We start from the raw sequence: 25,333 nt of genomic DNA on the forward strand, positions 1-25,333 counted from the left end.
TTGTTCCTGGGCGTGCAATCTTATATACTATTGTATGACCTGCCGATACTTCAAAATTAAGAATTTTCTATCGTAATCAAAGATATATGCGGCATAGGAATAAGATAACCGGATAGGAGATTGTCACTGTGTGGATGGGAATTGCAATTTTGGTACTGTACCATCTGATTATGTTCTATATCGGATGGAACGGATGGGTGTGGCTGGCGGAGCTGTCTCCGCATCATGCCTATCCGCGTTATATTTGGATTGTCGTATTGTTAATATTTGCGTATGCGCTGTTCCTTGGATTCTGGCAGCGGGAACTCGTTATTTTTAAAATGATTGGTGCAGGCTGGATTGCCCTGCTGTATTTCTCGGTGCTGTGGATGCCGGTGATGAACATTGTGGTTGGTCTGACCCGCTTCTCATCGCTGTCCCAGCATTCGGTTATCGTATGGGCCGGCTGGATCACGGTCGCGGCTTTTGCGGTGGTGGTGTCATTCGGCATGTACAACGCCTACAGCCCGGTCGTACGCAGCTACGATATTACGATCAACAAGCCTGTCGAAGGCAAAAAGGAAATGAACATTGTTATGGCCTCAGACATGCACTTTGGCGTGCTGTCCAATGAGTCCCATGCCCGCCGCCTGGTGGAACGGGTGAATGCCCTGCAGCCGGATCTGATCCTGATGCCCGGCGATGTGATCGACGATAACCTGCCGTATTACGTCAAGACAGACATCCCCGACATTCTCAAAGGGCTCAAAGCGCCAGTCTATTCCTCACTTGGTAACCATGACCGGTTTGAGCAGGGGATTGATCTGATTGATTCCCTGAACAAAAGCAATCTGCATGTACTGTACGACGAATCGGTCGTGCTGGATAACGGCATTACACTGGTCGGTCGTCAGGATTACAGCGACCGTCCACGTGCGGAGCTGGGCAAGCTGCTGGAGTCGGTCGATCATTCCCGGCCGATTATCGTGATGGATCACCAGCCGTACGAGCTGGATGCCGAGCAGAAGCTGGGTGTCGATCTGATGGTATCCGGTCATACCCACCGCGGCCAGATGGCACCGTTCCATCTGATTACCAAGCGCCTTTTTGAAAATGACTGGGGTTATCTGCAAAAAGGCCAGCTGCACTCAATCGTCTCCTCCGGCTTTGGCTTCTGGGGCAGTCCGCTGCGGATCGGTACACGTTCCGAGATTGTGCAGATTCATGTGAAGTTCCAGCCGGAATAAAGAGTCCGGATCATCCCGGCTGTCATTTATAAAATAGGACGGCAGCATACAAGTCATGCTGACCCGAGCAGCTTCGGCTGTTCCTGCAATCGGCATAACTTTTACCATTCGAAAAGCCCGCAGGGTTCAATACCATTATGGCATTGAACCCTGCGGGCTTTTTATTATGCAAAGAACTGTATGATGCAGAGAATCCGGCAGTCTGAATCAATCAGCAGGACTGTGTTGTACAGATCAGCGAATCGCTGCCCGTACCTGCTTGATATAGAAGAAACGCACGATCAGGAAGTAGACAAGCTGGATCAGGAAAAAGATACCCAGTACGGTCAACGACTCTCTGAGCAGGGAAGTCTGGAACATATTTGCAAGCGTCGTCAGCGCTACTGCGCCGTGCAGCATGGCGACGATGATCGGGGCAAAGAACAGTAGTACAATCTGCCGATTGAGCACCCGATTCAGCTCGGGAATGGTCAGCCCCAGCTTGGCAATGGATCTGAATTTCTGCTTGTCTTCGTCCAGATCGCTGTACAGCCGGAAATACAGGAAGCTGCCGGCCGAGACGAAAAAGACAATGCCGATAAACAGCCCGATAAACAGAACCGCTCCATAGGAGCCCAGCTCCTGATTGACATCATAGGCGGGAACCGCAATCCGGTGCGATTCGGTAGATGGGTCCAGCTCGGTGTATATTTCCTTGCCTGCCGCAAGGACGCCCTGCTGCTCCTGGTCACCTGTCCACACATGAAGAGAACGCTGCGCAGCTGGCTTGCCGAGACGCGCATACATCTCATCCGGGACGACAAACGGTATGCCTTCGACAGCCAGCACACCTGTTTGGATCAGCCGATCCGGTCGTACATGAACGCCGCTGGCGGTAGTGGAAGGCACATCCAGCCGATCCAGCTGCAATTGAAATGGCGTGACGGCAACCGTCTCTCCCGCCGCCAGCTGAATCGGCGGCTGGTCAACCCGGGCTGCCAACCGGTTGAACATGGACTCGCTGACAATCATCTGGGTGAACGCATCATCCTTCATATTATATTCCGTCAATACCTCATCGATCCGGGCCGCCTGAATGCCATGCTTGCGGAACGTCTGATCAATCACCTCTGCATGACGTTGTACATCCGCTTCACTGCCTTTGGCCAGATAGCTGGTCACATACGGATTGCTGAGCACTACATTACGGACAACAACGCTTTGCAGGCCATACAGGGAGCCAATGGCACAGAAGGATATGGTAGAGACAATGCAGACGAGAAAGAAAGTCCGCGCATTATCCTTCATCCGGTAGGACAGATCGGACAGCAGCAGCATATTGGTCCGTTTCCAGAAAAAGGACTCTCTGCTTTTGAGCCGGCGGATGATATAGACGCTGAGCTGGGTGAACAACAGATAGCTCCCAATAGTGACAATGATGCTGACAGGCAGCAGCAGGATAAAAGCATCTCCTCCACGCGCCAGCAGGGATAGCGTATACCCGGTGCCGATCAGTACCAGCACGAGCAGCGACAGCAGCATGGAAGCTCTCGGTTCGCTGCGGGCTTTCTGGCTGCCTTTGATTAAGTCGATCAGTTTGCCGCTTCGTAGTACGGAAGAGATGAACAGCGAAATCAGCAGAAACAGGATGAAAAAGGAAAAGCAGGTAACCCCTATTGCCCGCGTCGGGAAATAAAAGTTCAATCCGCCCTCAATGACCAGAATATGTTCACCGGCCAGCAGGATCGCCTTGGCAAATACAAGTCCAAGCACAATCCCGCCCAGTGTCGCGGCAAAGCCGATAATGATATTTTCCAGAAATACCATCTGGCGCAGCTGCCCGGGAGACATTCCCTGCATCATCAGCAGGCCGAATTCCCTTTTGCGTGTCTTCAGAAAAGAACTCATTGAATACAGCACAAAGAAAAAGGAAAATGCATAGATCATCCATTTGGCGGTAGACATTCCGCCCTGCACATTGTGGTTGATCTGCCCGTCAGCGAGCAGTGGATGATAAGCGAAAATCGCAAAGGTGAAAAACACCATGACCGTAAACATGCTGCTCAGAAAATAGGCGGCATACAGACGCTTGTTTCGGACGACATTATTATAGGCGAATTGACGAAATGTCATTCGTATGCCCTCCCAACAGCGACAGGGTATCAATAATTTTCTGGAAAAAGGCCTGTCGGTTGTCTCCGCGATGAATCTCGCTGTACAGATGACCATCGCGGATAAAGATAACCCGGCTGCAGTAGCTGGCGGCGACCGGATCATGGGTGACCAGCATCATGGTTGTCTGCTGTTCCCGGTTGATATTTTCGAGCATCTCCATCACATCACGGGCTGACTTGGAATCGAGGTTCCCGGTTGGCTCATCGGCGAGCAGCATTTTGGGGGAATGGATCATCGCCCGGGCAATCGCTGTCCGCTGGGCCTGTCCGCCGGAGATCTCGTAGGTGCGCTTGTTCATGATAGAGGTGATGCCAAGTTTGTCTGCGATAGCCGCAGCTTTTTGCTTCATTTCACTGACTTTGCTGCCATCGAGTGTCAGCGGCAACACGATGTTCTCCTGTACAGTCAGCGTATGCAGCAGGTTGAAGTCTTGGAAAATGAACCCCAGCTCCCGGCGTCGAAAGCGGGCCAGTTCATTTTTTTTCATCCGGTTGATATTCTCTCCATTCATCAGAATCTGTCCGCTGGTCGGTTCATCAATGGTAGCAATCAGATTGAGCAGCGTCGTTTTACCGCTGCCGGATGGTCCCATAATGCCGACAAATTCCCCGTCTTCAATCGTAAACTGGATATCGGTCAGCGCCTTGTAGGCAATCTTGCCACCGTATGTTTTGCTGATCTGGTTAACGTTAAGCATGTCTGATCCTCCTTGGTCCATGGGCTTCATGGTTGTTCTCATGTGCCCAGTATAGTCCGGGGCCGGGGAGCCTGCTATCGATCTTCCTTTCATCCGGCTTACATGTATGTAAGGTAGTGCAGGGAGCGACCAGGACATAGAGGCATATCAACCTGTAAAGCCTGAAAAGAAACCGGGTGAACAGTAGAAGGGATCAGGCCTGCTGCCAGGACTGGAAAACAATACGGACGGTCGTTCCCTCGCCCAGAGCGGATTCCAGTTCCAGCGTATGGTCCAGATGCTCGGCAGCCTCTTTTGTCAGATACAGTCCCATCCCGGTCGATTCACGGAAATGCCGGCCGTTCTCGCCGGTAAAGAAAGGATCGAATACCCGCTTGAGATCCGAAGCCGGGATACCGACTCCATAGTCCCGCACTTCCAGTACTGCCTGACGGTCACGGATAAAGGAATGAATATGGATCTTTCTTCCGCTGCCCGAAGAATATTTGACCGCGTTCATTACCAGCTGGGACAGCATAAAGAACAGCCATTTCTCATCCGATTCCACCATCAGTACGCCATCTTGATCCTGTACGTCGGGATAGACATTATTGCGGATAAAAGACCGCTTGTGCTCATGGATGACCTCATGCATGATCTGTGACAGCGAAACGGATTTGGGATGGAAATCCTGCTGGAAGGTACGCAGCCGGGCCATATAGAGAATGGTATTCAGACCGGAGCGCATGCGTTCGGTCTCTTCACGGATGCTGGCATATTCCGGTTCATCCACCTGCTGCACGGTAAGCTCGATAACGGACAAAGGAGTCTTCATCTGATGCACCCATTGATCCATAAAGGTTAGATGCTGCTTTTGCTCACGCTGTACGGCGGCCAGCTGCTCATAATACGAACGGTACTGCAGACGCAGCAGTTCTTCCAGCGCTTCCCCGACCGGTGTCTGATCCAGCTGCTGTACCGATTCCTCCATGGTCGCAGGCGGATGACTGAGCAATTCAAAATAGCGGCGCCGGGTAAGATAGTGATAGGTCAGATAGCTGCCCAGCAGGAACAGCCCGAGAAAAACAGAATACAGTGCCGGTGCCAGACGGTGATATCCGTCCAGCCAGTAAATGCCCAGCACTGCAAAAAACTGAATCACATGCAGCACGATTAGCAGCGCATGTTCCCGCAGAAACAGTCTCAACGACCTTCCTCCTCTGTCCAGGAAGCATACAGACGGTAACCGATGCCGCGTACTGTCTCCACCGCATCCTCCAGTCCCAACTCCTGAAATTTCTTGCGTACACGGGTAATATTGACATTCAGCGTATTCTCATCGACAAAGTTCTGATCATCCCACAGCTTCTCCAGCAGCGCTTCCCGGCTCGCCACACGCGGGTGACGCTCCATCAGGCTGCCGATAATATCGCATTCCTTGCGAGTCAGCGGGATGCTGCGGTCGTCATACATCAGTTCCAGCCGCTCGGGGTAGAGCCGTAGACCGGATACTTCCACCAGGCTCTCTTCCGTCCGTGCGGCATATTCACCATACGCGCGGCGCAGCTGGCTGCGGATTTTGGCCATCATGATGCCATAGTCAAACGGCTTGGTGATATAGTCGTCCGCACCATTTTCCAATGCCATAATCTGGTCCATTTCCCCGGAGCGTGCCGAGATGAACAGCACGGGACAGATGGAATGATTGCGAATCTGGCGGCACCAATAGTACCCGTCAAAGCTGGGCAGGTTCACATCCAGCAGCACCAGATCCGGCTGTACCTCGAGGAACTCTTCCAGTACTTTGCTGAAATCTCGGGTCAGGATCACGTCGTAACCGTACCGGGTAATATGATTTTGCAGCAGACCGGCAATTTTGGGATCATCTTCAACGATCATGATTTTCTGCATAGTTATGGACTCCTTGGAATAAACGGCATGATCCCACACGTATCCGCAGATTCGGTGGGATGTTATCGTTATTATACTATGTTCACTGCAAAGTATCCGGCTCATGCTTGCAGCCGGATTATTGGAATTAGGAAACTCCGCCGGAGACCGGCAGGGTATCGATAAGCTGATGCGAATATTGCTTGGCCAGCAGTACGATCTGATCCAGCTCGGGCCATTTATGATGCAGGCCGATATATACGATGATACCGATAAACAGGACAGCCATTATCGTCTTGAACAGCCATTTTCCCATCATTGATTCCTCCTTGGATGAATAATACTTTTATCCTAACACAGCAAATATTCGGATAATATCGAATTGTCTTAATCTTTCCTTACGCTTTTCTTACACTTTTGTAAGTTTAAAATAAGGGTAAGAATAGAGTGGAGTCGTGGTATCATGTTCATAACTGGAAAAGAGGAGAGAAATTGATGTACATACTGGGTGTGGTTGCATTATGTATGGCCGTGTTTGTGATCAGCTACACAAAAGACCGCAGGCGTCTGCAGAACGGTGTATTTTTGACCATCGGTATTATTCTGCTGCTGTTTGGTCTGATCGTCTATACAATGAACCATCTGCAGGGCAATATACCGTATATTGCTGTCCTGCTCGTGCTGATTATGCTGCTGCTGGCACCGGTTGTCGTGCTTGGCATAGGTGTGGCGCTGGTCTACAATGGACGGATTTTGCTGCGCAAAGAAGGGTGGAAGCTGCCCAACCTGCTGTCCATGCTGACCGGGTTCGGAATTCTGGTACTGCCGCTTCTGATTCTGCTGGCTCCGTACAACAGCGTACTGGCTCCGCTGGTCATCGTGGTGCAGCTTTGTCTCGCTTATTTTGGATTTCTGCTTATCTGCTATCTGGTGTCTTCCCTGCTGTATAATTTTCATCGACCGCGTTATCGGCCGGACTTTATCATCGTACTGGGCAGCGGATTGATCCGCAACAAAGTGCCGCCGCTGCTGGCGAGCCGTCTGGATCAGGGAATCGCCATCTATCTCCGCTATCAGGATGGAGAGCCGCCGCGGATCGTCGTCTCCGGTGGACAGGGCAGCGATGAACAGACTGCCGAGGGCGAAGCGATGGGTCAATATCTACTGGAGAAGGGCATCCCGGCCAAGCATATCATTATTGAAAATGAATCGGCCAATACGCTGCAAAATATGCGTCTATCCAAGCAGAAGATGGATGAGCTGATGGCAGGCAAGCCGTACTCCTGCATTTTTGTTACGAATAATTTTCACCTGTTCCGCGCCGGTATCTACGCGCGCAAGGCAGGTATTCAGGGCGATGGTATCGGTTCGCGTACAGCGCTGTATTATTTGCCCAATGCCTTTATCCGTGAGTATATCGCCATTATCGTGATGCATCGCCGCATTCATCTGCGGATTATTGCAGCCGGATTGATTCTGGCGCTGATGGCCGTGCTGGTATTGATGATTGTCTGAATCGGTCTGATATTGTGAGAAGAGTTACAACCGTATCCGCGAGCCGCTGGTATGATATATAGCGGCGCAAAGGAGGCGGATGTATGGCTTATATTATTTCCAATGAACAGGTGGCTGCGGATGTTTTTGTAATGAGAGTAGCCGGGCAGCATGCAGGTGGGATGGGACAATTTTATATGCTGCGCAGAGATGACGGATACCGGGGAGACAGCTATCCTCTACTGTCACGCCCGCTCAGCATCCATGACAGAGGCGATGACTACATCGCCTTTTTGTACAGGGTGCATGGACGGGGGACGGCAATTCTGTCTCGTCTGGCGGCAGGGCAGCAGGTGCTGCTGGAAGGGCCTTTTGGCAATGGATTCCCTTTGCTGAAGGACTGTGGTCGGGTCGCTCTGGTCGGCGGCGGGATGGGCTGCGCGCCGCTCCTGCTGACGGCCAGGCATTATACGGCGGCGGATATCTACCTGGGCTTCTCCGGGGAAATGTTCGCGGTGAACGCTTTCCGTCAGGCTGTGGATTCAGCAGAGCAGGTGCAGGTGATGAACAGCAGGCAGCAGAGCGTGCTGGAGCTGCTCGATCCATCTCGGTACGATACCATTCTGGCGTGTGGGCCGGCCGGAATGCTGAGAGCGCTGGCGGAATGTACAGCAGCGGCGAATAGGCATTCCATGGAGCAGACTGGCGGCAGCCGGGGAGATATCCGGCTGTATATTTCCACCGAAAAGCATATGGCCTGCGGCATTGGAGCCTGTCTGACCTGTACGGTGCAGACGAATGGTGGCAATCGCAGAACCTGTGTGGAAGGGCCGGTATTCGCAGCAGAGGAGGTGAACTGGGATGACCTCACTACAGTGTAATATCGGCGGCGTGGAACTGCGCAATCCGGTCATCATGGCGTCCGGCACGTATGGATTTGGCCGCGAATATGCATCCTATGTGGATACTGGCATTCTCGGCGGGATATCCTGCAAGGGACTGACTTTACATCCCCGTCCGGGCAATCCTGGCTGCCGTGTGCAGGAGACCGCCTCCGGCATGATGAACAGTGTCGGTCTGGAGAATCCGGGAGTGCAGGGATTTCTGGATCATGAACTGGGCTATATGACTACACTAGATACGGCAGTGATCGCCAATCTGGGCGGCTCCAATGCCGAGGAATATATCGAAGGCGCACGTCTGTTGACCGAGCATACACATCGACTGCGGCAGCAGGGCAGCCGCGGAATCGATATGCTGGAGCTGAATATCTCCTGTCCCAATGTCCGCGAAGGCGGCATTCAGTTCGGCATTCATACGGAGACCGCGCGCAGCATCGTGCGGCAGGTCCGAAGCGTAACGGAGCTGCCCCTGCTGGTCAAACTGTCACCGGGTGCACAGGATATAGTGGAGATGGCCTTGATGTGTGAGGAGGAGGGCGCGGATGCAGTGTCGCTGGTCAATACATTTTCAGCGATGAAGATTGATATTTACCGGCGGCACAGTGCTTTTGGCAACCTGTATGCAGGCTTGTCCGGTCCAGCGATCAAGCCGATCGCCCTGCGGATGGTGCATCAGGTCGCCTCAGCCGTGTCCATCCCGGTCATCGGCATGGGCGGAATCAGCAGTGTGGAGGATATGATTGAGTTCATTATGGCCGGCGCAGAGGCGGTACAAGTGGGCACATATAATTTCGTCAACCTGCACGCGGGGAGCGAATTGGTGGCAGGATTGCAGCTGTGGATGGAGCAGCAGGGAGTGGAGTCGCTGGCAGAGATTCGCGGGATTATTGGATAATCGGATAAAACTGAAAATATTAAAAAACACCCCAAAACCACTCTGCTAAATAGAGCGGTTTTGGGGTGTATCATAATATGCGGACTATATGTGATTCTGTAAGTTGTTGCGCAACCCAAGCATTAAACAAACTGGCAGATAACCGGGCTGGCGTGATGGGACGAGGCAGCCATCAGATAGCTGCTGCTCTGCCTCACTTTACTTCGTTCAGCCGCCATCCGGCCACATCCCAGGTATCTGTCACCCAATCCAGGTAAAATTCCGGCTCATGCGAGACGAGCAGGATTGTGCCATCATACTGCATCAGTGCCTGCTGGAGCGATTGTTTGGCCCGCACGTCCAGATGATTGGTCGGCTCATCCAGTACAAGCAGATTGCCGGATGTCAGCATCAGCTCTGCCAGACGCGCTTTGGCCTGTTCGCCGCCGCTGAGCTGGCGCAAGGGCTGACGAATCTGTTCCGCATTCAGACCGCACTGGGCGAGCACCCGGCGGATCTGCTTCTCGGTCAGGTCCAACCGATAGGCGCATAACCGGGACAGTGGTGTCTCTGCAGACGGATGCAATTCCTGTTCAAAATAGACCGGCACTACCTGGTATCCCAGCAGCCGCTGTCCGTTCAGCGGCTTAATCTGTCCAAGCAGTGTGCGCAGCAGAGTCGATTTGCCGGTACCATTTTCCCCGGTGATCGCAATTTTGTCCCCACGGCGAAGCATCAGATCCAGCGGCTTCAGCAGCGGATGCTTATAGCCGATCTGCAGTTCCCGGGCTTCTGCAACGACAGCTCCCGGATTGCCGCTGGTATGAAACCGAAAGCGCGGAGGCAGACTGTCTGCCGGCGGGTCGATCCGTTCGATCCGACTCAGCATTTTCTCCCGACTTTTGGCCTGTCTGGCTTTGCGGATACGGTTTTTATCAATAAAAGCTTCCAACTTCTCGATCTCGCGGGACTGCCGGGCATACGCCGCCTGCAGCTGTATCTGCAGCCGCTCGGATTCTTGTAGAAAATATTGGTAGTTCCCTGCATAGCGGCGAATGGTGCCGTGATCCAGATGGAAGATCACATCTGTAATTTCATTTAGAAAATGCTCATCATGGGAAATGACCATATAGGCGCCGATGTACTCCTGCAGATACCGGCTCAGCCACCGAATATGCACCTCATCAAGATAGTTGGTCGGCTCATCCAGCAGCAGTACGTCCGGCTGCTCCAGCAGGAGCTTGGCCAGCAGCAGTTTGGTCTTCTGGCCGCCGCTCAGCGTACTTACATCCCGGTCCAGTCCGATTTCTCGCAGCCCAAGACCGGCAGAGATATCCTCAATCCGGGCTTGAATCCGGTAAAAGTCCCCGTGATCCAGCATTTCCTGCAGCTGACCATACCGCTTCAAAATATACTCCAGTTGTGAATCTTCTCCGGCAGCTTCAGCCATCTGCCCGGTGAGCTGTTCCATCTCCTGTTCGATATCATACAGATACCGAAAGGCGGTCTGCAGATAGTGGAATATAGTGGTTCCTGGCTCCAGCACAATATGCTGCTCCAGAAAGCCCACCTGAACCTGGCCTGTCCATTCGACACTGCCACGATCCGGCAGCAGTTCTCCGGTGAGCAGCCGAAATAGGGTGGACTTGCCCGCTCCGTTCGCACCAACAAGACCGGCATGTTCTCCGGCCAGCAGCCGGAAGCTCAGATTTTGAAACGTCAGTTGATCTGCATACATATGGGTAAGTTCATTCACTTCCAATAGACTCATAACTACGTTCACTCCTTATGGATTTCTAAAATGAATCAGAAAGCCATCTGGAAGAACAGAGACAGGTGAGGACAAAGTCAGCCGCCGCTTACCGCATAACCCTTTGTATTCCAGTAATTCCTGTAAAATAAAGTGGGCAATGGTAGTAAACGGGCAATGCATCTGCACAAAAAAACGGGCAAAGCGAATACACACCTTACCCGTTGATCTATACGGAGAGTAAGAAAGGATTCGAATCCATATCATCTGTTCTTCAGTTGGCTTTCCAAAAATGGGCAGACTTCTCCCGTTTCTAGGCCAATACTCTTTGAAGAACAGTCGATACGATTTTCATTCCCTTCCACCTCGTTTGGATGATTTTGAATTTCTGTACAGTCTATGCTGTGCAATAACTGCGACCATTTATGATCATGCAGTTATGCTGTAAATTATAGGAAGCAAGTAAAGGATTGTCAATTTTTTTCAGACATCGCTGAATCCATCGCGATGTTCATGCCGGATTTATCAGAATTTTGACTATTCACAACTAAAGAATAAAAATATACAGGCTTTTCCAGCCAAACAAGACGATTACCTTTTATGGAAACAATGACTTATGAAACTTACTGAAAGCATGAAAAATATCCTTGAAACATAACATGAATGCGTGTAGTATACATATATAATTTGATACAGGCAGTGCAGAAGGCGGCGCAATCACTCTGTTATGGAGGGTTTGCTGCGGATACACTTCTTCACTGCGACCACTCATATAATATTGGGAATAGGGCCCAGGAGTTTCTACCGGACAACCACTGTAATTGTCCGACTATGAGTGAAGAACGTGCTGATCCTTCTTTGCTGAACGGCAAAAGGGATCAGGATGCGGCTTTTTGCGCATTCTGTATATGAACATGCATACAGGCAGGCTTCACTTGAGTGTACCAACTCGGGTGGCCTGCCTTTTTTGTTTTATACATGAAGATTGGAGTCCATACGCTTAACAGACATTCAGACAAACAGATAACCAAAGGGGAGAAACAATATGAAATTGCTGGAGGAACGGATACGGGCGGAAGGACAGATTCTGTCGGACAAAGTGCTCAAGGTGGACGCTTTTCTGAATCATCAGGTGGATACGATGCTGGCGGTGGAGATCGGCCGGGAGTTGGCCCGATCATTCGCCCATGAACATATTACCAAGGTGCTGACGATTGAAGCGAGCGGTATCCAGTTCGCGATGGCGACAGGGATTGCGCTGAATGTACCTTTTGTCTACGCGAAAAAGAAAAAGGCCGTGACCCAGGGAGATCAGGTATATGCGGCATCGGTGCATTCCTTTACCCGCGGCGAGACATACCAGGTGAGCATCGTCAAAGACTATCTCAAGCCGGAAGACCGGGTACTGATCGTGGATGATTTTCTCGCTACAGGAGCGGCGCTGGTTGGACTGGCCGATATTGTGGAAGAGTCCGGTGCCACGCTGGTCGGTGTAGGCTGTGTGATCGAGAAGACTTTCCAGGAAGGACGCGGACTGCTGGAACAGCGCCGGATTCCGGTACAATCGCTGGCACGCATCCTGTCCATGTCACCTGGACAGGTGGAATTCATTCCTGAACAGCCGCTGTCCGGGAAAACAGAGTTATCTGCACAGACCGCTCATGCTGCGGATCATGTAAATGAAGCTAACCAGCCGTCCGAACAGACGACTGCAGAACCTAACAGAATCGGGGCGGGGATCTGATGCTGAGTAAACGCAAAGTATTTACGCTGGGACTCCAGCATGTGATGGCAATGTATGCCGGTGCGATTGCCGTACCGCTCATTATCGGGAACGCGCTGAATCTGTCGCCGGAACAGATGGCCTATCTGATCGCAGCGGATATGTTCACCTGCGGTCTGGCTACGCTGCTGCAGGTACTGGGCACACGGTATTTCGGCAGCGGGCTGCCGGTTGTACTGGGTTGTACGTTTACAGCGGTCGGGCCGATTATCGCGATTGCTTCGACGACCAATCTGCCGACCGCCTATGGAGCGATTATTATTTCCGGCATATTCGTCGTGCTGGCAGCCCCATTATACGGCAAGTTGCTGCGCTTCTTCCCGAAAATCGTAACCGGTTCGGTCGTGACCATTATCGGTCTGTCGCTCATTCCGGTAGCGATGAACAATGTTGCGGGTGGACAGGGCAGTCCGGACTTTGGTGCACCGCATAATTTGCTGCTGGCGGGTGTTACCCTGCTGGTGATCCTGATCGTAAGCCGTCTGGCGACAGGATTCCTGCGCTCGATCTCCGTACTGGTTGGTCTGGTCGTTGGTACGGTGCTGGCCTATGCAATGGGCATGGTGAATTTTACCTCGGTGGCGGATGCGTCATGGTTCCGGGTGGCACAGCCATTTTACTTTGGCACACCGCAGTTCAGCTGGATTGCGATTGCGACAATGATTATCGTGAACATTGTCAGCATGGTGGAATCGACCGGCGTCTACATCGCGGTCGGCAAAGCCACCGAGCGAAAAGTAGAGCAAAAGCAGATCGTCAACGGACTGCGTTCGGAAGGTCTGGCGATCGTGCTGGGCGGCGTTTTCAACGCATTCCCGTATACCGCTTTCTCGCAAAATGTCGGTCTGATCTCGCTGACCAAGGTCAAGACGCGCAATGTCATCTTTGCTGCAGGCGGGATTATGGTCGTGCTCGGTCTGCTGCCCAAGCTGGCGGCACTGACTACAGTCATTCCGAGTGCGGTACTGGGCGGCGCGATGGTCGTCATGTTCGGTTCGGTGGCGGCTTCGGGTATGTCTATCCTGGGTGAGATTAATCTGCGCAATGATCGTAACCTGATGATCGTTGCCTGCAGTATTGCGATCGGCGTAGGCTCGGCCGTTCTGCCGGATATTTTCGCCAAGATGCCCAACTTCCTGCAGCCGCTGCTGCAAAACGGTATCGTGACCGGCTCGGTCGCAGCAGTGATTCTGAACCTGATTCTCTCGGACAAGCGTACCGTGGATGCGGAAGAAGACAATGAAGAACCCGTCGCCGGATTGGGCGTAGACGCTGGCGCCAGCGCTAAAGCTTCCACGGGTCTGTAATAAGCGGCTCTGGCGGATCGGTCTGGGTATCCGGGCAACCCTATGTATTTTCTGGTGCCACACCAGCGATTCACACCTGTGGGACAAGTGGATGAAAATGCTCCGGATGCCTGACCAATTGGCATAAATACTCTGATGCAAGACCCTGTGTATGCTGCAGGGTCTTTTTTGTTATATTGAAGAGAACGAATCGTGTGGAAACGGGGAGATGGAATGAACAAAACCGAACGGCTGATGGCGATTGTGCTGGAGCTGCAGCGTCACCGCAGTCTGCGTGCACAGGATCTGGCGGATATATTTGAGACGAGTGTGCGTACGATCTACAGGGATATGCAGGCACTCAGTGAATCGGGAGTGCCGCTGCTGGGTTCGCCGGGTCAGGGGTATTCGCTGATGGAAGGATACTTTTTACCGCCGGTCAGTCTGACAGCGGACGAAGCGGTGGCGATGTGGCTCGGAACCGACTTTGTCGGGAAATATCTGAGTCCCAAATATCAATATGACGCTGCATCTGCTCGCCGTAAAATCCAGTCCATTTTACCGGAATCCATTCATATTCAGTCAGCTGCGGTACGTGAATCGGTTCTGCTCATTGCAGGCCGCAACGTGGACAAAATGGACGAAACGACCCATTTGCAGCAGATCTGTGAAGCGGTCGCGGCGAGGCACAGGATCACATTTCGTTACATCAAGCCGTCGGATACATCGGGGCAGGGAGATAATATACGTACCGTCTGTCCGTATGGAGTGGTGCTGACCGGCAACCGCTGGATGCTGGTCGCCTACTGTATGAAGAGGCAGCAGATCCGGCACTTCCGGCTGTCACGTATGTCGGAATTGATGGTGACCGATGAGGAATTTGTATGGCCGGAGCATTTCCAGCTCGGCTGCTACCGACCGGAAGATGACCGGAATACACTGGTAAAAGTAAAGATCAGTGAGCAGATTGCAGCGCGGCTGCGGGAGGATGGCAGCTTTTATCTGGAACGTCTGGAAGAAGAGGGCGGCCGTATTATCGCAGTACTGCGGGTGCGCCGGCTGGAAGAGATTATTCATACCATTCTGGGTTGGGGCCGGGGAGCTGTAGTGCTGGAGCCGGACGAGCTGCGAATACGAATACGTGAGGAATTGCAAAATATGCTGGAAAGCTACTGACACTATGCTGTCAGCAGCGGTTGGCTATACTGGGTACAGTTATTGATTCTGCTGCGGATATCTGCATGAGCAGCCGCCGCAAGCGGGACTACTATCAACTTACCTGGAGGAGCAATTATGAACAGCAAAATGGATAAACACACGAGCATGGACACCAATCTCCATACCGACAAAGCCGCACATATGCAAATAACCCTGCAGCGTCTGGAGCAGCAGCTGGATCAATACGGGCAGGAGCTGCACCGCTATACACTGGAACAGCTCACCCGGCAGCCGAGCGCACAAGAGTGGTCGCTCGGACAGATGTACCAGCACCTGATCGCTGCTGCACTGTACATGCAGATGGGGAATATCGATAAATGCATCATGCAGTATGAGCATGATCTGCAGCAGCACAATGCCCAACCTGAGAATCCGTCCGCACAGTCAGCTGCAGAGGGAAAGACAGAGATGGGAGAGAATATTTTTGAAAATGGAAGTTTCCCTCCCGTGCGGGTCAAGGTGCCGGGCGTTCCGGAGCCAGCACAGCCGGAGAGCCGGGAACAGCTGCTGAACGGTCTGGAACAGGTACGCATTCGCGCCCGCGAGCTAGCACCGCAGGCAGCAGCGGTTCCGGCCCGCTATACAGAGCGGCACCCGAGTTTTGGCGATCTCAATGCAGCCGAGTGGATGGTGCTGATTGAGATGCATTATCGTCATCACCTGCACCAGAAGCGCCGTCTGGATGAGTTTCTGAATATGACTGTAAAGTAAAAGCGGAGAGCAAACTGTACCAGCATACCCTCCTGCGAAAGGCCCTGTATCCTGCAGTATTCTGCATAGGATACAGGGCCTTCTGCATGCGCAGTGATTCTGTGGCCACTCCATAATCCTACATAGTACGGTCCGGCTATTTCCTTTATAATCAATATATTAACGTTCATGTACACGACTATGTAAAAGTGTTAAATTTAGTACTTATCAGGGATACCCGCCGAACCATGCAGCATGGAATGTTCCGGAGACAGCGAGTGCCGGAGCCGGCAACGGAGATATCCAATTACAGGAATTAACGGGCGGAGGGAAAAGGATTCATGCAGCATATTTTGTTTATCAATACCGGAGGCACGATCTCCTCTTCAGCAGAAGGACAGGGGCTGACCCCGACACAATCGGCAGCGGATATCATCTCAGCGGTACCCGAGGTCAGGGAGATCTGTAATATCGAAGCAATGACGCTGATGAGCGTGGACAGTACGAATATCCAGCCGGAAGAATGGGTGACCATCGCACGCACGGTACATGAGCAGCTGCCCAAATACGATGGCATCGTTATCGCCCATGGTACGGATACGATGGCCTACACGGCCTCTGCGCTCAGCTTTATGCTGGGAGCGCTCGACAAGCCGGTCGTGATTACCGGTTCCCAGGTATCGGTACTGGCGGAATACAGCGATTCCCGCAAAAATATCAAGGACGCTTTCCGGACAGCCTCCAGCGAGCTGGCTGGCGTATTTGTTGTATTCAACGGCAAAATCATCAACGGTGCCCGGGCATCCAAAGTGAAAACCAAAAGCTATGATGCGTTCGAGAGCATCAATCATCCGTACATCGGTTATCTGGATGAGGATCACATCGTCTACAACGAGATTGCGCCGTCTGTCTATCCAGAAGGACATGTGTATAATGATCAGTATTCGCCCGATGTGTTCCTGCTCAAGCTGATTCCAGGGATGCGCCCGGATATTTTCGATGCCGTTCGTAATCTGGGCTACAAGGGCATCATCGTTGAAGGATTTGGTCTTGGCGGGGTTCCTTTCAAAGAGATTAATCTGATCGACAAGATCGAAGAGCTGGTACAGGCTGGGATCAGCATCGTCGTGACCACCCAGTGTCTGTACGAAGGCGGCGATTTGACGATCTATGAGGTCGGACAGCGTGCACTGGAGAAAGGCGTTATCCCGTGCTATGACATGACGACCGAAGCGCTGACGACCAAAATGATGTGGGTGCTTGGACAGGCGAAAAGTCCGGCCGAAGTCGCCCGTATGATGGCAACCAATTATGTGGATGAGATTACGATGCCGGTCATATAATGAAAAGTACCTTTGTGTTCAAAGGTTTGATTTTTGGCATGCTGCTGGCTGTGATTACCGCTTTTTTGTTTATGCTGGTCGGTCAAATTACAGCAGGTGGCATCACCTCATTATGGGGAGAGAGCTGGTTATATTTCTCTGTTATCATCCCGTTTGCGGTGGTATTTATGCTGTTGGGAGGCTATTTTCACAACAGAAATGAAGTCTCCAATAAAAAGCTGTGGCTGCTTAGTCTGATTGTTGCCTTTGCAGTGACTTTGTACAGCGGAACGATCGGCGCAATCTTTGGTGAATACATTGCGCGGGGCGAGAGTGAGACCATTAATGTTGAGGGTACGCTCACATGGGGCACGATTTACGCTTTTGTATTGCTTCCGGTTACAGTGCCATTTGCCAGACTGTTAATCGGCATATTTTATCATTTTGTTTTTTCAGGGCATGGAAAAAAGAGCAGTCCCTAATCGGACTGCTCTTTTTTGCCTTTTTAGGCGTTCATATTCGTTGTTAGCAGCTTTTGACCCGCATACTCCGCGGGAAATTCAATCGTGCTTAGTCGTTGTTTTTGGAGCGTGCTTGTCCGCCCTTGCGGCCTGCTTCTTCGCGGCTCATACCGTCGGAGTCGCTGCGTGCTTTGCCGCCTTCGCTGCCGATTTCCTGATAGAACTCTTTGTCATGGGAATCGGAAGTGGCTTGTCCGCCTTTTTGACCGATTTCCTGGTAGAATTCTTTACCATGAGAATCTGCGGTGGATTCGCCGCCTTTTTGACCAATCTCTTGATAAAATTCTTTGTCGTGATTTTTAGAAGTGGCTTCCCCACCCAGACGACCTGCTTCTTCTCTGCTCATTTTGTCGTTGTTGTTATTGCTGTTGTTGTTTGCCATGTTCTATTCACTCCTCTGAATTTTCTAGTTGGTAGTACGCTGTATGATCAGCGCCACGATATTGTATTACCCGGCTCAAAATAGAATAAACACCCCAAAAAGCAAAATTTCTAAAGTGCTAAATTGCTGTCCTGCTTGAGAAAAAGAATTCTAAAATGCCACAAGCCTTGTCAGCATTGGGCTTGTGGCATTTCAGTCAGCCAGCAATTTCGAGGTTAACTTTTTTCGAATTTTTTTGATCATTGCCCGGCTGTAGATTCATGTTCGGGCAGCCGGGCAGGGAACCAGATATGCCTCAGATCGACCCAGCCCTGGCTGTTAAAGGTAATGCCGCGCACCGTTGGCAGATAGGCGGTCTGAACCGGCTTTTCATACAGTACATACAGCTGGTGCTCTGCAGCCAGCCGGTCTCCGATCCGCTGGAAAAGGGTATCCCGCAGCTGGGGATCGGCCTGCCGCCGAATCTCGTCCAATGCGTGCTCGATATCAACACGGGTATGGGTATCGACGTGCTGGGACAGGGTCAGATACAGATCATACAGCCGCAGCTGCTCATCCTGATCACGAGTCAGAGAGAAGACGATCAGATCGGACTCCATTCGCACAGGACCCTGGAATTGCTCAATCGGTGTGGACAGTACTTCACAGGCATATCCATGCTGCCGCAGCGTCTGTGCGATCTGGCGAGCATCCCGGCGGTACTGCGGAATCGTTAAAATTTGCAGCGATGCCCCTGTCTGCTCTATGCCGGATGCAGGAGCTGGAGAGGACTCCTGCTCTCCCTGCAGGCAGGCACAGATATGAGCACGAACAGCGGGATCACGCAGCGGTCCTTCCTTTTGCGTATTGAACGTAATGAACTTGCGCACCGATACCGGCGACGGCAGCTGACTCCAGGAATGGTCATCCGGCACCGAAGGATTAGGAATCAGGTGAAAAGGGGAGACCGGATCTAGAGGCTCTGCCCGTTCGCCGCTGACCGACCAGGGAATATGAATAATCTCCACCCGGTCCAGATGGGGCCGTCCCCGGAAATAAGGCTTGAATACTTCCAGCACGCAGCGTTCCGCGCTCTGTTCGACCATTCGAAAAGGACCGGTACCGCTCGGCTTGAGCCCGAATTCCTGCTCGCTGCGCCGGTTCAGTCCCCTTGGCACGATTGCGGCCCGGCTGGTGCACAGAAAGGGCAAAAACAGCTCGCTCGGTTCCTGAAGCTGAATATGCACGGTCGTCGAATTCAGCGCACGGACGGACTGGATCTGTTTGAACACAAACCGGTACAAGGCCCGCCGCGACGTACGGATCAGCCGTTCAAATGTATAAACCACATCTTGGGCGGTCAGGATCTGCCCATGATGAAACAGCACATCCTTGCGCAGGTAAAAGGTCCAGCCGGTCCGCTGTGCATCCGTCTCCCAGGCATGAGCCAGATGCGGTACGATCTTGCCGCTATCGCCGGATTTGCGAACGAGTCCATCGAAAATATGACTGGAGACAAAGGATTCGGCCAGCAGATTCATATACAGCGGGTCCACCGTATGAATACGCTGGCGAATCGGCAGCCGCAGCTGGTCAATCTGCCGGTCACGCTGGATCTCCGAATGAGGGCCAAAGTAACTGAGCAGCCAGTCCTGGAGCTGTTCATCCAGTACCGATGAGCGTGCATGCAGCCGGATCTGCTCAATGCTGTCCCGGATATCCCTGCGCTGGATCGTATGCATCATCGATTCCATGGCGATTTGTTCGGGCGAAGCGGTAAAGGCCAGCAGGGAACGACGTCCCCGTCCGCGCTGGGACTGCCAGGTGATCCATCCCTGTTCACTCATACGGTTGATAATGTTAAGGGCATTGCGGTGTGTACATTCCAGTACGGCAGCAAGCTCATCCAGCGTCACATCCAGCTCGGCCTGACTGCCATACTGGGAATGCAGCAGCAGAAATTGTCGGTGTAACTTCATTGCATAACCTCCTGTAATGGCATTGGTATCCATCAGTATCCATCAATTGTAAATGTATATTTATGCTAAAAAATACATGGTTATCGATATGCTTGAAATGCAGAAAGTTAGTCTGCTCCGCATAATAGCTAGTTAAAAATCCTGCACATGTAAAATAGGAAATTTTCCAGTTTATTTCTTCTATTTATTTTCTTATTTTATCATCTACAATAAAAATAACCACATTGAACCTGCCCGGCAGCAGGCTGTACCGATGGGTGATTTACCTGAAGTCTGCTGCACTTCGTATTTAACCTATACCAACAGCTTATTATGAAAATTAAATTTTGACCGGAGGAGAGAGCTTTGTACGATAAGTTAATTGTAGTACCCCAGCGGGGGTGGGTTGCCCTGATCAGCGCCTTTATTCTGGCGGTCGTTCATCAATATTTATTTTACGGGCACAGTTTTGGTATTTCATATCCGGTATTCGTGATTTTGTTTTACCTCTATATGTATACTTATGCAGGCGACCGGCTCCGGCAGGGGTCATGGTTCAGCAGACTGGTGATGGTCGTGATTATACTGCTGTCCTGCACGTACGGATTGTTTGCAAATGAGTTTTTTCGTGTATTGAATGCATTGTTTATTCCCTGTCTGATTTCGCTTCATCTGGCGTATATGCTGAGCCGCAGACGGCTGGATTGGAATCGCCCAGAGCTGATCATTGATGCACTGGATCATCTGTTTCCGCAGACATTTCGTCATTTTGTCACCCCGTTTGCAATGCTCAAGAACAAGGCTTCCCGGCGCATGCAGGAAGGGCAGCGGGCGACATTCCGTAAAATCATGCTCGGTGTACTGGCTGCTCTGCCGCTGCTGTTCATCATTATTGCGCTGCTAACATCGGCGGACCGCATGTTTAATGAGCTGCTTGGCACGATGCCGCGCTGGATTCTGAACCTGTCGCCGGGAGAAGGTACATTCCGGCTCGTCTGGGTGATCATCATGGGTTTGATCCTGTTCGGTTATCTGTGGGGATTCGTCAAACCGCTCATCTATGCACCGCCGGTCTGGCAGACACCACCGCCGGGAACAGGGGCGGTGCCCGGCGTACAGCCTCCATCCAATGCGCAGGCAGCAGCGAATCACCAGCCGGGTCCGAATGCTGTAACTGGGGAAGCGTTGAATACCGAGCCACAGCTGCCCGGCAGCGAGAATGGACAGGCTACTGCACCCATTCAGATGCAAGGGCAGACAGCTTCGGCATTTCCCGCATCCCCGGCAGCCGCGGACACGCCATCCCGCCCGCACCCAGCCCAGCAGGTTCCCGCGCAGGTGCAGCCGCATCATCCGGTACGGATCGATCCGGTTATTCTCGGCACGGTACTCGTGCTGATCAATATCGTCTATGTATTGTTCGTTTTCCTGCAGTTCTCCTATCTGTTCGGAGCGCCGCAGGGCAATCTGCCGGATGGCAGTACCTATGCGGAGTATGCCCGCAGCGGATTTATGGAGCTGGTCATGGTAACAGCACTCAACTTTGTGATCATGCTGTGCGGACTGCTGTATGCAGGACCGGCAGGCAAAGGGCTGCAGCGCTTGAATAACGGGCTGTTGTATGTGCTCGTGTTATGCTCCGGTGTGATGTTATATTCGGCATTTACCCGTCTTTTATTATATGAGCAGGCGTATGGATATACGACCGTTCGCTTTCTCGTTCATGCATTTATGCTGTTCCTCGGTGTGCTGCTGATCGTGGCAGGGCTGCGGATTCATTTCCGTCGTCTGCCGCTGGCACGCTGTTATATTATTCTGGCGCTGGCCGCTTATGTGCTGGTGAACTATGCAGGAATGGACCGCCAGATTGCGGTTCGCAATATGGAACGTTACGAGCAGTCCGGCGAGCTGGATATGGATTATCTGACTGGATTGTCCGCCGAGGCGGTGCCGGCTCTGCTCAAGTTCAGCCGTGAGCATGAAGTGTATGGCCTTGCAGGTGCGCTGCATGAGCACTGGGCATATCTGTTTGATGAAAATACCGACTGGCAGTCGATCAATCTGAGCGACTATCTGGCCATCCGGGCACTGCGCCAGGACAGTCAGCACTAACTGAATCATTCGATGACAACATTTCGATGACATCATAACCAGTACAGGAAAGGGGAATAAACGCATGTTTACGTTACAGGCAATGATTCGCTGGAACAGTGACCCGGCTCATCTGCCGGTGGGAGAATGGCTGAAGCATCTCAATGATCCGCAGGAAGGCTGCCCGCAGCAGACCGACCGGACTACAGACATGGACAGGGAGGGGCTGGAGATTCGTATCGTCAGCTGCATCCCTGATTCATGGAATACGTATGGACAGGTACGGATACCCGCGCATATGCTGCCGGAATCCGGCCTGCAGGCAGGCGATGTATTCACGCTGTGGGATCATGGCGATCTCGGGGAAGTGGTGCTGCTGGAGAGTCCGCGTGTGCCGCTTCGTCCGTATCGGTATCTGCAGGAGCAGATCGGATACCACGGCGATGAGATGCATGGCTGGCAGCCGTACCGGCATATGCAGCCTTATTAAGGTTCAACGAAAATAGACAGCAAAGAAGCCGTGACTTCGCATCACGGCTTCTTTTGTTGGTTGTATAGTACGGGTTTTTAAACGTATAGACTTCGTAGATAAGATCATTTATTTCAATAGATCTCGAATAAAGTTCGCATCCCAATCATTTGAGATGTTGTACAGCTGGGAAGCATTCTTTTTGCCATGCTGATCATAATCATAAATATCGATGTACCGATTATTATACAGAATCATTCCGAATCTTCTTGCCTGATCGTCTTTCACAATAATCGTATATGAATCGTCAAACGGCAAGTTGGCATCGGATGTTTTGCGGATCTCCATGCCGGACGTCTTTTGTATGAACATCTGGATGTCATCCGGATCAGTAAGGTTTACCTGTTTTCCTTTGCCCTGATCATTCACAATGCTAATGGAACGTACCTGACCCGTATTAAACTTCTGCCAAATAACCGCGTCCAGTGACGTTTTGTCCGGATTCATGTTGAAAATCCATATCCCTGCACCTACCAGGATAAGGATACATACCAGTACATAATATCGACGTGCTCTCATAGGCAGCCTCCTTATGCTGTATTGGTGTTCTACTCAGGATCGTACATTCACTATTCTCGGCTTGCGGTTGACCAGATAGATGCTGATCCCGATCAGTACCAGACCGAGCAGCAGGAACCAGGTGAAGGGCTCATGCAGCAGCAGGGTACCGATGAATACGGACAGCAGCGGCACGAGGAATGTATAGGAGGCGACTTTGCTCGCATCTCCGGCCCCGACAAGTGTGAAGTAAATAATCCATGACAGGGCAATTCCGAAAATAATGCCAAAAATCAGCCCGATCAGATAAGGCGCATTCCATGTAATATCTGCCCAGCTCTCGGTCACCGAGCCGGAAATGGTCAGCACCAGCCCACCGAGTGTACATTGAAAGGCCACCATCCACAGGGCGTCGACTTTCTGGTTGGCCTTTTTGATATAGACGGTACCGAGTGCCCAGCTGAGTGCGGTGACAAGAGCCAGTACAACGCCGATCACGGCGACATGGCCGGAGAATCCGCCTGCACTGACAGAGATGACCCCGGCAAAGCCAAGCACCAGCCCGATAATCTTCAGTGGGGACATGGATTCGCCCAGCCACATCCAGGCAAACAGCCCGACCAGTACCGGCTGCAAATAGACGAGTACGGAGAACAGGCCGGATGGCATATAGAGCAGACCGAGCGTCTGCAGTCCATAAAAGAGAACCACGTTCAGGATCGCGGAGATGGTGTAGGCTTTCCAGTTGTCCTGCCAGCGGATCAGTCGTCTGCGCGGCAGCAGGATCAGCATCAGCAGGACGCCGCCTCCCAGTGTACGCAGGCCGGCGAATAGCAGGGGCGGGGTATAATCGAGCGCCAATTTATAAATGGACCAGGAGATGCCCCACAGAAATACCAGTGCAGCGATCAGCCCTGCCCGTTTGAGTGGTGTCAGGGTGTTCATCTTGTTCTTCCCTTCTGTTTCTGGATCGAGCGATATTGCGGCAGTCACATCCGCACCCGGCTGCACTGCCTGCCGGATCGCTCATGAATGCTGCCAGAGCAGCAGTTCTGATCATACGCCTTTTTGCACAGGAGTTCAATATGGAGGAGGTCACCCGGGCAAGCCCAAAAAGGGCGCTGCGCTTTGCTGGCAGTGCCCTTTCTTCAGCCGTAATGATCCCGTTATGAGCCTGTATGCTGAATCTCTCCTTCGAGCAGATCGATTACCCGGCCCTTAAATACTTTCAGGTACTTATACTCGCCATTCATTCGCAGCTTCAGCAGCCCGTTGTCAAAGTCCGTATGCTGGTCTTTGAAAAAAATTCCCTGAGTTACGATAGGCTGGCTCGTCTCGTAGCGAATCTGATAGCCGGAAGGAGTGCGAATCACATCAACCTCAACCCCGTCTTCATGAGTCTCTTCGAGTCGTGCTTTCATCCGCTGCACTGCTACGATATGGATATCGACCGCCCCCAGCTTCTCCAGCAGATCATTTATAATGGAGCCGCGGGTGATTTCCTGCCAGCGCGATTGTGCGGACTGACCAATAATGAGCTGGGTAATCTGCTGCTGGCGTGCTGCGTCTGCAATAATGTCTGACGGTTCGCCTTCCTCATCCACTTTGATGATAAAGGTACCGCCAGCTTCCTCGGTCAGCTTTTTCCAGGAATTCAAATACTTCTCCTGCTGCATGTCCAGTTCGCTGACCGGTTCATTCAGCACCGTAATGACGTACAGAGGAGAGTGAAGAAGTTCTGCCAGACGGATGCCCCGCCTGATCAGCCGTTCGCCGTTGGGGCCATAATAGACTCCGACCATAATTCTCTCATCATTCATCGCTCAGGTCTCCTTTTTTTGATAATGGGTTGTTTGTATCCATAAGGACTCTTAACCAGCTTCGTTCAGAAAGAATAATAGGCTTCCGCATAATCGCCGAGAAATTGCCGTTCGGTCAGAGGATGTCGATGAACAGGCAGCTCTGGAGCTGCCGGAATACAGAAGCCCAGCGTACCAGATTCAGCCGCCGCTGACCATCGGAGAATTCATATTCTGCCCAGCCCGATCCGTCTGCCGTCGAATGATTTACAAAGGTCTGGGGGCGAATCATATTATCCATACGAATGGCG

At 52.0% G+C, this 25,333-nt stretch carries 25 protein-coding genes and 1 riboswitch; of the genes, 13 read left to right on the forward strand and 12 right to left on the reverse strand.

The window, feature by feature from the left end; genetic code table 11:
* Nucleotides 1–134: 134 nt before the first annotated feature.
* Nucleotides 135–1,226, forward strand: a complete 1,092-nt coding sequence (locus M1D61_RS01000) for a metallophosphoesterase (protein WP_458120777.1) — start codon at nt 135–137, stop codon at nt 1,224–1,226.
* Between the two features lie 234 nt (nt 1,227–1,460).
* Here the strand turns inward: M1D61_RS01000 and M1D61_RS01005 are convergent, their stop codons facing one another.
* The 5 genes from M1D61_RS01005 to M1D61_RS01025 form a co-directional block, all read right to left on the reverse strand.
* On the reverse strand, nt 1,461–3,338 hold the full coding sequence (locus M1D61_RS01005) for an FtsX-like permease family protein (RefSeq protein WP_458120778.1): 1,878 nt from the start codon (nt 3,336–3,338) through the stop codon (nt 1,461–1,463).
* Nucleotides 3,313–4,077, reverse strand: a complete 765-nt coding sequence (locus M1D61_RS01010; RefSeq protein WP_458120779.1) for an ABC transporter ATP-binding protein — start codon at nt 4,075–4,077, stop codon at nt 3,313–3,315. The genes M1D61_RS01005 and M1D61_RS01010 overlap by 26 nt, the downstream gene beginning before the upstream one ends.
* 193 nt (nt 4,078–4,270) lie before the next feature.
* Entirely contained in the window at nt 4,271–5,263 is a 993-nt protein-coding gene (locus tag M1D61_RS01015) for a sensor histidine kinase (protein WP_458120780.1), read from the reverse strand.
* Complete coding sequence (locus M1D61_RS01020) at nt 5,260–5,967, reverse strand: response regulator transcription factor (RefSeq protein WP_458120781.1); 708 nt, start codon at nt 5,965–5,967, stop codon at nt 5,260–5,262. Before M1D61_RS01020 ends, M1D61_RS01015 begins: the two co-directional genes overlap by 4 nt.
* A 127-nt stretch (nt 5,968–6,094) precedes the next feature.
* Nucleotides 6,095–6,265: a hypothetical protein gene (locus tag M1D61_RS01025; protein WP_458120782.1), complete on the reverse strand. Its 171-nt coding sequence runs from the start codon at nt 6,263–6,265 to the stop codon at nt 6,095–6,097.
* Nucleotides 6,266–6,441: 176 nt separating this feature from the next.
* Here M1D61_RS01025 and M1D61_RS01030 point away from each other — a divergent pair, with 176 nt between their 5' ends.
* From M1D61_RS01030 to M1D61_RS01040, 3 genes are all read left to right on the forward strand, one after another.
* A complete protein-coding gene (locus tag M1D61_RS01030; protein WP_458120783.1) occupies nt 6,442–7,461 on the forward strand; it encodes a YdcF family protein in 1,020 nt (339 codons plus the stop codon).
* An 83-nt stretch (nt 7,462–7,544) separates the two neighbouring features.
* Nucleotides 7,545–8,321, forward strand: a complete 777-nt coding sequence (locus M1D61_RS01035) for a dihydroorotate dehydrogenase electron transfer subunit (protein ID WP_458120784.1) — start codon at nt 7,545–7,547, stop codon at nt 8,319–8,321.
* The gene (locus M1D61_RS01040) at nt 8,302–9,237 is read left to right on the forward strand and encodes a dihydroorotate dehydrogenase (protein WP_458120785.1); all 936 of its coding nucleotides are present in this window, start codon (nt 8,302–8,304) and stop codon (nt 9,235–9,237) included. The genes M1D61_RS01035 and M1D61_RS01040 overlap by 20 nt, the downstream gene beginning before the upstream one ends.
* Before the next feature lie 193 nt (nt 9,238–9,430).
* Here the strand turns inward: M1D61_RS01040 and M1D61_RS01045 are convergent, their stop codons facing one another.
* Nucleotides 9,431–10,987: an ABC-F family ATP-binding cassette domain-containing protein gene (locus M1D61_RS01045; protein WP_458120786.1), complete on the reverse strand. Its 1,557-nt coding sequence runs from the start codon at nt 10,985–10,987 to the stop codon at nt 9,431–9,433.
* A 727-nt stretch (nt 10,988–11,714) separates the two neighbouring features.
* Nucleotides 11,715–11,818: riboswitch (purine riboswitch) on the forward strand.
* Nucleotides 11,819–12,011: 193 nt separating this feature from the next.
* On the opposite strand from M1D61_RS01045, the gene M1D61_RS01050 reads away from it, so the two are divergent.
* The 6 genes from M1D61_RS01050 (at nt 12,012) to M1D61_RS01075 (ending at nt 17,747) form a co-directional block, all read left to right on the forward strand.
* The gene (locus M1D61_RS01050) at nt 12,012–12,710 is read left to right on the forward strand and encodes a xanthine phosphoribosyltransferase (protein ID WP_458120787.1); all 699 of its coding nucleotides are present in this window, start codon (nt 12,012–12,014) and stop codon (nt 12,708–12,710) included.
* Nucleotides 12,710–14,056: a nucleobase:cation symporter-2 family protein gene (locus M1D61_RS01055; protein ID WP_458120788.1), complete on the forward strand. Its 1,347-nt coding sequence runs from the start codon at nt 12,710–12,712 to the stop codon at nt 14,054–14,056. The genes M1D61_RS01050 and M1D61_RS01055 overlap by 1 nt, the downstream gene beginning before the upstream one ends.
* 213 nt (nt 14,057–14,269) lie before the next feature.
* Nucleotides 14,270–15,211 carry a helix-turn-helix transcriptional regulator gene (locus M1D61_RS01060; RefSeq protein WP_458120789.1) on the forward strand — a complete coding sequence of 314 codons (942 nt, stop codon included), beginning with the start codon at nt 14,270–14,272 and terminating at the stop codon, nt 15,209–15,211.
* A gap of 117 nt (nt 15,212–15,328) precedes the next feature.
* Nucleotides 15,329–15,964, forward strand: coding sequence for a DinB family protein (locus M1D61_RS01065; protein WP_458120790.1), 636 nt, complete (start codon nt 15,329–15,331; stop codon nt 15,962–15,964).
* 320 nt (nt 15,965–16,284) lie between these two features.
* Nucleotides 16,285–17,286 (forward strand): asparaginase, encoded by a 1,002-nt coding sequence (locus M1D61_RS01070; protein ID WP_458120791.1) that lies wholly within the window; start codon nt 16,285–16,287, stop codon nt 17,284–17,286.
* The gene (locus M1D61_RS01075; RefSeq protein WP_458120792.1) at nt 17,286–17,747 is read left to right on the forward strand and encodes a hypothetical protein; all 462 of its coding nucleotides are present in this window, start codon (nt 17,286–17,288) and stop codon (nt 17,745–17,747) included. The genes M1D61_RS01070 and M1D61_RS01075 overlap by 1 nt, the downstream gene beginning before the upstream one ends.
* A gap of 88 nt (nt 17,748–17,835) precedes the next feature.
* Here the strand turns inward: M1D61_RS01075 and M1D61_RS01080 are convergent, their stop codons facing one another.
* Together M1D61_RS01080 and M1D61_RS01085 are read right to left on the reverse strand one after the other, a co-directional pair.
* Nucleotides 17,836–18,168: a KGG domain-containing protein gene (locus tag M1D61_RS01080; protein WP_458120793.1), complete on the reverse strand. Its 333-nt coding sequence runs from the start codon at nt 18,166–18,168 to the stop codon at nt 17,836–17,838.
* 239 nt (nt 18,169–18,407) lie between these two features.
* On the reverse strand, nt 18,408–20,126 hold the full coding sequence (locus M1D61_RS01085; RefSeq protein ID WP_458120794.1) for an ABC transporter substrate-binding protein: 1,719 nt from the start codon (nt 20,124–20,126) through the stop codon (nt 18,408–18,410).
* 345 nt (nt 20,127–20,471) lie between these two features.
* Here M1D61_RS01085 and M1D61_RS01090 point away from each other — a divergent pair, with 345 nt between their 5' ends.
* Complete coding sequence (locus M1D61_RS01090) at nt 20,472–22,217, forward strand: DUF4153 domain-containing protein (RefSeq protein WP_458120795.1); 1,746 nt, start codon at nt 20,472–20,474, stop codon at nt 22,215–22,217.
* 64 nt (nt 22,218–22,281) lie between these two features.
* Nucleotides 22,282–22,686, forward strand: coding sequence for a hypothetical protein (locus tag M1D61_RS01095; protein WP_458120796.1), 405 nt, complete (start codon nt 22,282–22,284; stop codon nt 22,684–22,686).
* Nucleotides 22,687–22,794: 108 nt separating this feature from the next.
* Here M1D61_RS01095 and M1D61_RS01100 read toward each other — a convergent pair whose 3' ends face one another.
* Nucleotides 22,795–23,244, reverse strand: a complete 450-nt coding sequence (locus tag M1D61_RS01100; RefSeq protein WP_458120797.1) for a hypothetical protein — start codon at nt 23,242–23,244, stop codon at nt 22,795–22,797.
* Between the two features lie 33 nt (nt 23,245–23,277).
* Nucleotides 23,278–24,168: a DMT family transporter gene (locus M1D61_RS01105; RefSeq protein WP_458120798.1), complete on the reverse strand. Its 891-nt coding sequence runs from the start codon at nt 24,166–24,168 to the stop codon at nt 23,278–23,280.
* A 35-nt stretch (nt 24,169–24,203) separates the two neighbouring features.
* On the opposite strand from M1D61_RS01105, the gene M1D61_RS01110 reads away from it, so the two are divergent.
* Entirely contained in the window at nt 24,204–24,395 is a 192-nt protein-coding gene (locus tag M1D61_RS01110; RefSeq protein WP_458120799.1) for a hypothetical protein, read from the forward strand.
* Here M1D61_RS01110 and M1D61_RS01115 read toward each other — a convergent pair.
* Together M1D61_RS01115 and M1D61_RS01120 are read right to left on the reverse strand one after the other, a co-directional pair.
* On the reverse strand, nt 24,390–25,043 hold the full coding sequence (locus tag M1D61_RS01115; RefSeq protein WP_458120800.1) for a universal stress protein: 654 nt from the start codon (nt 25,041–25,043) through the stop codon (nt 24,390–24,392). The two genes, M1D61_RS01110 and M1D61_RS01115, sit on opposite strands and share 6 nt — an antisense overlap.
* 115 nt (nt 25,044–25,158) lie before the next feature.
* A complete protein-coding gene (locus M1D61_RS01120; RefSeq protein ID WP_458120801.1) occupies nt 25,159–25,323 on the reverse strand; it encodes a hypothetical protein in 165 nt (54 codons plus the stop codon).
* Nucleotides 25,324–25,333 lie beyond the last annotated feature (10 nt).

The organism is Paenibacillus sp. Z6-24 (genome assembly GCF_054161335.1).

Bases quoted from the DNA above. Each gene is read 5' to 3' on its own strand.
- M1D61_RS01065 (WP_458120790.1), top strand. From the start codon at position 15,329: ATGAACAGCAAAATGGATAAACACACGAGCATGGACACCAATCTCCAT.
- M1D61_RS01105 (WP_458120798.1), bottom strand. From the start codon at position 24,168: ATGAACACCCTGACACCACTCAAACGGGCAGGGCTGATCGCTGCACTG.
- M1D61_RS01095 (WP_458120796.1), top strand. From the start codon at position 22,282: ATGTTTACGTTACAGGCAATGATTCGCTGGAACAGTGACCCGGCTCAT.
- M1D61_RS01075 (WP_458120792.1), top strand. From the start codon at position 17,286: ATGAAAAGTACCTTTGTGTTCAAAGGTTTGATTTTTGGCATGCTGCTG.
- M1D61_RS01040 (WP_458120785.1), top strand. From the start codon at position 8,302: ATGACCTCACTACAGTGTAATATCGGCGGCGTGGAACTGCGCAATCCG.
- M1D61_RS01030 (WP_458120783.1), top strand. From the start codon at position 6,442: ATGTACATACTGGGTGTGGTTGCATTATGTATGGCCGTGTTTGTGATC.
- M1D61_RS01120 (WP_458120801.1), bottom strand. From the start codon at position 25,323: ATGGATAATATGATTCGCCCCCAGACCTTTGTAAATCATTCGACGGCA.
- M1D61_RS01035 (WP_458120784.1), top strand. From the start codon at position 7,545: ATGGCTTATATTATTTCCAATGAACAGGTGGCTGCGGATGTTTTTGTA.
- M1D61_RS01055 (WP_458120788.1), top strand. From the start codon at position 12,710: ATGCTGAGTAAACGCAAAGTATTTACGCTGGGACTCCAGCATGTGATG.
- M1D61_RS01025 (WP_458120782.1), bottom strand. From the start codon at position 6,265: ATGATGGGAAAATGGCTGTTCAAGACGATAATGGCTGTCCTGTTTATC.
- M1D61_RS01000 (WP_458120777.1), top strand. From the start codon at position 135: ATGGGAATTGCAATTTTGGTACTGTACCATCTGATTATGTTCTATATC.
- M1D61_RS01020 (WP_458120781.1), bottom strand. From the start codon at position 5,967: ATGCAGAAAATCATGATCGTTGAAGATGATCCCAAAATTGCCGGTCTG.
- M1D61_RS01005 (WP_458120778.1), bottom strand. From the start codon at position 3,338: ATGACATTTCGTCAATTCGCCTATAATAATGTCGTCCGAAACAAGCGT.
- M1D61_RS01100 (WP_458120797.1), bottom strand. From the start codon at position 23,244: ATGAGAGCACGTCGATATTATGTACTGGTATGTATCCTTATCCTGGTA.
- M1D61_RS01115 (WP_458120800.1), bottom strand. From the start codon at position 25,043: ATGAATGATGAGAGAATTATGGTCGGAGTCTATTATGGCCCCAACGGC.
- M1D61_RS01080 (WP_458120793.1), bottom strand. From the start codon at position 18,168: ATGGCAAACAACAACAGCAATAACAACAACGACAAAATGAGCAGAGAA.
- M1D61_RS01045 (WP_458120786.1), bottom strand. From the start codon at position 10,987: ATGAGTCTATTGGAAGTGAATGAACTTACCCATATGTATGCAGATCAA.
- M1D61_RS01085 (WP_458120794.1), bottom strand. From the start codon at position 20,126: ATGAAGTTACACCGACAATTTCTGCTGCTGCATTCCCAGTATGGCAGT.
- M1D61_RS01060 (WP_458120789.1), top strand. From the start codon at position 14,270: ATGAACAAAACCGAACGGCTGATGGCGATTGTGCTGGAGCTGCAGCGT.
- M1D61_RS01050 (WP_458120787.1), top strand. From the start codon at position 12,012: ATGAAATTGCTGGAGGAACGGATACGGGCGGAAGGACAGATTCTGTCG.
- M1D61_RS01070 (WP_458120791.1), top strand. From the start codon at position 16,285: ATGCAGCATATTTTGTTTATCAATACCGGAGGCACGATCTCCTCTTCA.
- M1D61_RS01010 (WP_458120779.1), bottom strand. From the start codon at position 4,077: ATGCTTAACGTTAACCAGATCAGCAAAACATACGGTGGCAAGATTGCC.